Raw genomic sequence first — 8,171 nt, forward strand, 5'->3', positions numbered from 1 at the left:
GAAGCCGCCGTTCCGCCGGTTTCGACGCCATCCCCGGCACCGAAACCGCCGGACAGCCAGACGGCCGTCGCCGCCGTGAACGCGCTGCCTGCCGAGCAACAGCCGCGTGCGCCGAAGGCGCAGGAAACCGTGCAGGTGCGTTTCAACGTGCGGCCATGGGGCGACGTCTACGTGAACGGCGCGCGGCGCGGCGCGAGCCCGCCGCTGCGTTCGGTATCGCTGACGCCGGGCGTCTACGTGATCGAAATCCGCAACGGCTCGCTGCCGCCGTTGCACCGCACCGTGGCGATCGATTTCGGCAGCAAACCGGTCAACATCGACTATGCATTCGAATGACGTCAGTCAGGCGGCGCTGGCCGCCGCCGCATTTTCCGCGGTGCCGCCCGGCATCCCGGCGACGCCGCGCGCGGGCCTGATCGGCCCGTTGCTCGCGGATGTCGCGCCCGATGCGCCGTGCGGCGCGAACCTCGAATACGACGCCGAGTTCCTGCAGTTGCAGGAGCGTGCGACGCCGCGCGCCGAGCAGCAATACGGCGACACCGTGATCCCGGCCGAGGCGCCCGACTGGCGCGCGGTCGAGCGGCTCGCGCTGGCGCTGTCCGCGCGCACGAAGGACCTGCGCGTGATCGCCTGTCTCGCGCGAAGCTGGACCGAGCAGCACGGCATCCCCGGTTATGCGGACGCGCTCGCGCTCGTCGCGAACCTGCTCGAGCGCCGCTGGGACGCCCTGCATCCGCGGCTCGACGCGGACGGCGAACCAGACCCGACACCGCGGATGAACGCGCTCGCCGACGTGGCCGGCGCGCACGACTGCGCGCGCGCGGCGCGCCGCCAGCCGCTGTTCGAAGGCGGGCCGAGCGTGCGCGACGCCGAACGGCTGCTCGACGGCCGCGACGATACCGGCAGCCCCGTAGCCGGCAGCCGCGAAAGCCTGCTGGCCGCGCTGTCGGCCGCGTCGGGCGACGGCACGACGCCGCTCGACGCGGCGCGCGCGGCACTGCATGCGCTGGATGCGATCCGCGTGTGCGTGACGGAGAAGCTGGGCCGCGAATGGGCACCCGACGAAGGCGATGCGGAGAGGGCGCTGCGGCGCATCGTACGCGAGGTGCCGCTACCCGAGCCGCAACCGGTGTCGCCCGACACGCAGCAGGCCGTTCCCGGCGACGCGTCGCAGGCCGTCTCGGCACCCGCTGCGTCGAAGCCGATGCCGAACGCCCACGCGTGGCGCGAAGCCGCCATCACGAGCCGCGACGACGTGCGCATCGGTCTCGACAAGATGTGCCGCTATTTCGAGCAGCACGAACCGAGCCACCCGGCGCCGCTGCTGCTGCGGCGCGCGCAGCGGCTGCTCGCGCTCGACTTCTACGAAATCATCCGCGATCTCGCGCCGGAGAGCCTCGCGAAGCTGGACCTGCTGAGCGGCGAGCGAAGCGAATCAAACGAATGAACCGAACGAAAGGAACCGCCATGCGGGCGGCAACGACGGACTGCGCAACCTGATCGATGTGAAGGAGTGGACGATGACGGACAGAACCAAGGCGGCGGGCAGCGGACAGAAGTTCATCGCGCGCAATCGGGCGCCGCGCGTGCAGATCGAGTACGACGTCGAGACCTACGGCGCCGAACGCAAGGTGCAGCTGCCGTTCGTGATGGGCGTGATTTCGGACCTGGCGGGCAAGCGTGCCGAGCCGCTGCCGGACCTGCCGGAGCGCAAGTTTCTCGAGATCGACGTCGACAACTTCGACGAGCGGATGAAATCGGTCGCGCCGCGCGTCGCGTTCCAGGTGCCGAACACACTGACGGGCGAAGGGATGCTCAACGTCGACATGACGTTCGAGCAGATCGACGATTTCTCGCCGGCCGCGATCGCACGCAACGTCGACGCGCTGCGCCGGCTGCTGGAGGCGCGCACCGAGCTGTCGAACCTGCTCTCGTACATGGACGGCAAGCACGGTGCCGAGCAACTGATCGAACGCGCGATCAACGACCCCGACCTGCTGAAGACGCTCGTGCGCGAACCGCACGCGAGCGCGCAGAGCGGCGACGCGACCCAACCGGAGGCCCGCGATGAATGATCCTGTCCAGTCCCGCGTCGACGCGCGCGATGCCGCGCGACCCGCCGTCGCGCACGACGAATTCGCGGCGCTGCTGCAGAAGGAGTTCAAGCCGAAGACGGCCGAGGCGCGCGAATCGGTCGAGCGCGCGGTGCGCACGCTTGCGCAGCAGGCGCTCGAACATACGGTCGGCATGACGACCGACGCGTACGGCAGCGTGAAGCAGATCATCGCGGAGATCGACCGCAAGCTGTCCGAGCAGATCAACCAGATCCTGCATCACAACGAGTTCCAGACGCTCGAAGGCGCGTGGCGCGGGCTGCATTACCTCGTCACGCACACCGAGACCGACGAGCTGCTGAAGATCAAGGCGCTGCCGGCGTCGCGCAACGAAGTCGCGCGGACGCTGAAACGCTACAAGGGCGTCGCGTGGGACCAGAGCCCGCTGTTCCGCAAGATCTACGAGGAGGAATACGGGCAGTTCGGCGGCGAGCCGTTCGGCTGCCTGGTCGGCGACTTCCATTTCAACCACAGCCCGCCCGACGTCGAGATGCTCGGCGAGCTGTCGAAGATCGCGGCGGCCGCGCACGCGCCGTTCATCGCTGGCGCGTCGCCGGAGCTGATGCAGATGGATTCGTGGCAGGAGCTGTCGAACCCGCGCGACCTGACGAAGATATTCCAGAACACCGAATATGCGGCGTGGCGCAGCCTGCGGCAATCGGAGGATTCGCGCTACATCGGGCTCGCGATGCCGCGCTTTCTCGCGCGGCTGCCGTACGGCGCGCGTACCAACCCGGTCGACGAATTCGACTTCGAGGAAGACACCGACGCCGCGAACCACGACCGCTACACGTGGGCGAACTCGGCCTACGCGATGGCCGCGAACATCAACCGCTCGTTCAAGCAGTACGGCTGGTGTTCGTCGATCCGCGGCGTCGAATCGGGCGGGGCGGTCGAAGGGCTGCCGAGCCACACGTTCCCGACCGACGACGGCGGCGTCGACCAGAAATGCCCGACCGAGATCGCGATCAGCGACCGCCGCGAGGCCGAACTCGCGAAGAACGGCTTCATGCCGTTCGTGCACCGGAAGAACTCGGATTTCGCGGCGTTCATCGGCGCGCAGTCGCTGTACCAGCCGGCCGAGTATCACGATCCCGACGCAACCGCGAACGCGCGCCTGTCCGGCCGCCTGCCGTACCTGTTCGCGTGCTGCCGCTTCGCGCATTACCTGAAGTGCATCGTGCGCGACAAGATCGGCTCGTTCCGCGAACGCGACGACATGGAGCGCTGGCTGAACGACTGGATCATGAACTACGTCGACGGCGACCCCGTCAATTCGTCGCAGGAAACCAAGGCGCGCAAGCCGCTCGCGGCCGCGCAGGTGGTCGTCGACGAGGTCGAGGACAACCCCGGCTACTACACGTCGAAATTCTTCCTGCGGCCGCATTACCAGCTGGAAGGGCTCACCGTGTCGCTGCGGCTCATCTCGCGGCTGCCGACCGCGAAGGCGGCCAACGAATGAGCGGCGGCGCATGCAACGATCGGACTTCAACGCGGCATTCATCCTGACATCGCACTGAAACGGAGACGGTTATGGGCGTGGCAATGTTTATGAAGGTGGACGGCGTGACCGGCGAATCGGCGGACGCGCAGCACAAGGGCTGGACCGACATCCAGTCGTTCACGTGGGGCGCGAGCCAGCCGGGCGCCATGGCGAGCGGCAGCGGCGGCAACGCGGGCAAGGCGAGCTTCAACGATCTGGTCGTCGCCGCGTACATGGACAAGGGGGCACCCGCGATCATCAAGAACTGCGCGAACGGCAAGCATTTGTCGTCGGTCGAGATCTCCGCGTGCAAGACGGGCGGCACGCAGGTCGAGTTCATGCGCGTCACGCTGCAGGAGGTGCTCGTCACGTCCGCGCAGGTCGCGGGGATCGATCCGGGCGACGTCGCCGACCGGCTGATGATGCACTACGGCTTCCAGGCCGCGAAGGTGAAGAAGCAGTACTGGCAGCAGAACGACAACGGCGGCAAGGGCGCGGAGGTGACCGTCGGCTGGAACATCAAGGAAAACACCGAGATGTGACGGCGCGGAGACGACCATGGACGACCCGCGAACCCGCGACGGCCGGGAGGGCAACCTGCGCGACCGGCTTCAGCCCGCGCTGCTCGACCGGCTCACCGACGACACGCCGCAGCGCGCGAGCGAAGCGCCCGGCGCGCAGTGGATCGGCACCGAACGCCTGCGTGCGGCCGTGCTGCGCGATCTCGCGTGGCTGCTCAACACGCGCAACGCCGAGGACGGTTTCGTCGACTGGTCGGCGTTCGCGCACGCGCAGGCGTCGGTGCTCAACTACGGGATGCGGCCGCTCGTCGGCAAGCCGATGTCGGGCGTCGAGCGGATGTCGGTCGAGGCGTCGATCCGCGACGCGATCGTCCGCTTCGAGCCGCGCATCGCGCCCGACAGCATCGATGTCCGCAGCGTGACCGATGCACCGGGCGGCCGCGCCGGCGAACGGCGTCACAACGTGCTGCTGTTCGAGATTCGCGGCACGCTGTGGTCGATCCCGCATCCGCTCGAATTCGTGCTGCGCTCCGACCTCGATCTCGAGACGGGCGCGATGTCGCTGCAATCCGTGGCGGGAGCCTGACGCGATGGATACGCGCCTGCTCGACTACTACAACCGTGAACTCGCGTACCTGCGCGAGCTCGGCGGCGAATTCGCGCAGCAGTTCCCGAAGGTGGCCGCGCGGCTGCGGCTCAATGAATCGGGGCCGCCCGACCCGTACGTCGAGCGGCTGCTCGAGGGCTTCAGCTTCCTCACCGCGCGCGTGCAGTTGAAGATGGACGCCGAGTTTCCGCGCTTCACGCAGGCGCTGCTCGATGCCGTGTATCCCGGTTATGTCGCGCCGCTGCCGTCGATGGCGATCGTGCGGTTCGCGCCGATGCTGAACGAAGGCAGCCTCGCGCAAGGCTGGCGACTGCCGGCCGGCACGGCGCTGCGTGCACGGCCGGCCGCGTCCGAGCAGACCGCGTGCGAATTCCGTACCGCGCACGACCTGACGCTGTGGCCGCTCGAACTGACCGATGCGAGCGTCACCGGCGCACCGTCGTGGCTGCCGCGCGGCGTCGTCGCCGCACGACAGGACGTGCGCGGTGCGCTGCGCATCCGGCTGAAGGCGCGCGGCGGCGCCAGGCTGTCGCAACTGCCGCTCGACCGGCTGACGTTCCATCTCGCGGGCCCCGAGCGCGACGCGCTGCACCTGCTCGAACTGATCGCCGCCCATGCGCTCGGCGTCGTGTGCCACGATCCGGCGCAGCCGCCGCGCTGGCTGCATACGCTCGATGCCGACGCGATCGTCCACGAGGGTTTCGATCCCGCGCAGGCGATCCTGCCCGACGACGGCCGCAGCTTCCACGGCTACCGGCTCCTGCGCGAGTATTTCGCGTTTCCGGCGCGCTTCCTGTTCTTCAGCATCGGCGGGCTGCGTGCCGCGCTCGCTCGCGCGACCGGCGACGAGTTCGAACTGACCGTGCTGTTCGACCGCCACGACGCGGCGCTCGAGGCGGCCGTCAGCGCGCGCCACCTCGCGCTGAACTGCACGCCGGCCGTGAACCTGTTCGCGCGCCGCGCCGATCGCATTCAGTTGCAGCCGGGAGCGCGCGAACACCATGTCGTCGTCGATCGCAGCCGGCCGCTCGACTACGAGGTCTATGCGGTGCAGCGCCTCGCGAGCGAGCAGCGCGACGACGGCCAGTCGCGCGAATTCCGGCCGTTTCACGCGTCATTCGCCAGCGACGACGGCAACCACGGCGCGTACTACACGGTGCGGCGCGAACCACGGCTCGTCTCCGCCCAGGCGCGCGCGAACGGCACGCGCACCGGCTACGTCGGCAGCGAGACCTACGTGTCGCTCGTCGACAGCCAGTGCGCGCCGTACGACGAGACGATGCGCTACCTGGCGGCCGACACGCTGTGTACCAACCGCGACCTCGTGCTGCTGCAGCCGCCAGGCGATGCGAACACGTTCACGCTGCGCGTGTCGGCCCCGGTCGACAGCATCGTCGCGATCCGCGGCCCGTCCCGGCCGCGCCCGCCGATCGCCGACGCGCAAACCGCGTGGCGGCTGATCCGCCATCTCGGGCTCGCACGTCACACGCTGACCGATCTCGACGACGACGAGGGCGCGCATGCGCTGCGCGAACTGCTCGGCCTGCACGCCGACCCGGCCGATGCCGCGATGCGCCGGCAGATCGACGGCGTGCTGCGCGTGGCGTTCTCGCCGGTGTTCCGCCGGCTGCCGGCGTCCGGCCCCCTGATGTTCGGGCGTGGCGTGCAGGTCGACGTGACCGTCGACGACCATGCGTTCTCCGGCGACAGCCCGTTCCTGCTCGGCGCGGTGCTCGAACAGTTCTTCGCGCGCCACGTATCGATCAACGCGTTCGCCGAATGCGTGCTGACCAGCGCGCAGCGCGGCACGCTCGCGCACTGGCCGGCGCGTGTCGGCAGGCGGCCCGCGATATGACGCGCGACATGTCTCCGCGTGCCGGAACGGCCACCGAAGCCGCACGCCGCGACGCGTGGTGGGCGCGCCTGCGTGCCGCGCCGCACGGTTACGACCTGTTCCAGGCGTTGCGCTGGCTCGATGCGCTGTCGCCCGACCGCGCGCCGCTCGGCCATGCCACGCGGCCGCGCGACGAGCCGGTGCGGCTCGGGCAGCAACCGTCGCTCGCGTTCGCGGCGTCGATGCTCGCCGGCGTGACCGACGACGGCACCGTGCCGCCGCGCATTGCCATTCACGGATTCGGGCTGTTCGGCCCGAACGGGCCGCTGCCGACGCACCTGACCGAATACGCGCACGAACGCGCCGCACAGCACGACGACCCGACGTTTGCCGCGTTCGCCGACCTGTTTCATCACCGGCTGATCCTGCTGTTCTACCGCGCGTGGGCCGACGCGCAGCCGACGGTGAGCCTCGATCGCCCGGAACGCGCGCGCTTCGACGGGTATGTCGCGAGCCTGATCGGGCGCGCGGCGCACGACAACGATCCCGCCGCGCATGCCGACGCCGACACGCTCGCGCCGCATGCGCGTTATTTCCATGCCGGCCATCTCGTCCGGCACACGCGCAACCCGGAAGGGCTCGTGCAGATCCTGCGCCGGCATTTCGGTGTCGAGGCCCGCATCGTCGAACACGTGCCGCAATGGGTCGCGATCGAACGGTCGCAGCGCTGCACGATCCGCGCGACGCGGCCGACCTTGCGGCTGGGCGCCGTCGCGCTCGGCATCGCGGTGCGCGATGCGCAGTCGCGCTTCCGGATCGTGCTCGGCCCGCTGTCGCTCGACGCGTACCGCCGCTTCCTGCCGGGCGGCCCGCATGCCCGACAGCTCGCGTCATGGGTGCGCGAATACGTCGGTATCGAGTTCGACTGGGACGTGCAGCTCGAACTGGCGGCCGACGCGGTGCCGGCGATCGCGCTCGGCGCGCCGCAGGGCGTCGGCCGCACCGCGTGGCTCGGGCAGCGGCTCGAACCTGGCCCCGCGCGCGACCTCGTCGTCCGCTACGACGTGCGGCGCGCCGGCGCACCCCTTCATCGCGAAACCGCCTAAACGGGAACCGTCATGTCCGATATCGGCCGCGTCAACCTGTTCGGAAAACTGAATCCGTTCCTCTACGAGACGCTCGAGCAGGCGACCGGCTTCTGCCGGTTGCGCGGCAATCCGTACGTCGAGCTCGCGCACTGGTTCAAGCAGATGCTGCAACGCCCCGACGGCGACCTGCAGCGCGTGCTGCGCCACTTCGCGATCGACGCCGCCGCGATCGACCGCGGGCTCGTCGCCGCGCTCGACAAACTGCCGCGCGGCGCGGGCTCGGTGTCGGATCTGTCCGTGCATATCGACGACGCCGTCGAACGTGCGTGGGTATACGCGACGCTGAAGTACGACGCGACGCGCATTCGCGGCGCGGTGCTGCTGCTCGCCATCCTGAAGACGCCGCAGTTGCGCAACGTGCTGCTGGCGATCACGCGCGAATTCGAGCGCATCGTGCCGGACGTGCTCGCCGACGCGCTCGAATCGATCGTCGAAGGCTCGCCCGAGGCGCCGCCGGCCGGGCA

At 69.5% G+C, this 8,171-nt stretch carries 8 protein-coding genes and 1 pseudogene; all 9 read left to right on the forward strand.

Annotated elements, in window-relative coordinates; genetic code table 11:
* Positions 1-336: pseudogene (locus ABY44_RS08525) on the forward strand (serine/threonine protein kinase); the annotation flags it as partial.
* Positions 323-1,447 (forward strand): type VI secretion system protein TssA, encoded by a 1,125-nt coding sequence (gene tssA / locus ABY44_RS08530; RefSeq protein WP_155637846.1) that lies wholly within the window; start codon positions 323-325, stop codon positions 1,445-1,447. The pseudogene ABY44_RS08525 and the gene tssA, both read left to right, overlap by 14 nt.
* Positions 1,448-1,520: 73 nt before the next feature.
* Complete coding sequence (tssB, locus tag ABY44_RS08535) at positions 1,521-2,075, forward strand: type VI secretion system contractile sheath small subunit (RefSeq protein ID WP_027791616.1); 555 nt, start codon at positions 1,521-1,523, stop codon at positions 2,073-2,075.
* Positions 2,068-3,576, forward strand: coding sequence for a type VI secretion system contractile sheath large subunit (gene tssC, locus ABY44_RS08540; protein ID WP_060085286.1), 1,509 nt, complete (start codon positions 2,068-2,070; stop codon positions 3,574-3,576). The genes tssB and tssC overlap by 8 nt, the downstream gene beginning before the upstream one ends.
* A 71-nt stretch (positions 3,577-3,647) precedes the next feature.
* Positions 3,648-4,139, forward strand: coding sequence for an Hcp family type VI secretion system effector (locus ABY44_RS08545; protein WP_027791618.1), 492 nt, complete (start codon positions 3,648-3,650; stop codon positions 4,137-4,139).
* A gap of 16 nt (positions 4,140-4,155) precedes the next feature.
* Positions 4,156-4,704 carry a type VI secretion system baseplate subunit TssE gene (tssE, locus tag ABY44_RS08550; RefSeq protein WP_060085287.1) on the forward strand — a complete coding sequence of 183 codons (549 nt, stop codon included), beginning with the start codon at positions 4,156-4,158 and terminating at the stop codon, positions 4,702-4,704.
* A gap of 4 nt (positions 4,705-4,708) precedes the next feature.
* The gene (gene tssF, locus ABY44_RS08555) at positions 4,709-6,580 is read left to right on the forward strand and encodes a type VI secretion system baseplate subunit TssF (RefSeq protein WP_059683554.1); all 1,872 of its coding nucleotides are present in this window, start codon (positions 4,709-4,711) and stop codon (positions 6,578-6,580) included.
* A gap of 8 nt (positions 6,581-6,588) precedes the next feature.
* Complete coding sequence (gene tssG / locus ABY44_RS08560) at positions 6,589-7,665, forward strand: type VI secretion system baseplate subunit TssG (protein WP_330996581.1); 1,077 nt, start codon at positions 6,589-6,591, stop codon at positions 7,663-7,665.
* Positions 7,666-7,677: 12 nt separating this feature from the next.
* Positions 7,678-8,171, forward strand: a 494-nt coding sequence (locus ABY44_RS08565; protein WP_431641113.1) for a Clp protease N-terminal domain-containing protein, incomplete at its 3' end; no start/stop codon positions are given.

This window comes from Burkholderia sp. ZZQ-2, assembly GCF_050768715.1.
In the GTDB taxonomy this organism is placed as follows: domain Bacteria; phylum Pseudomonadota; class Gammaproteobacteria; order Burkholderiales; family Burkholderiaceae; genus Burkholderia; species Burkholderia cepacia.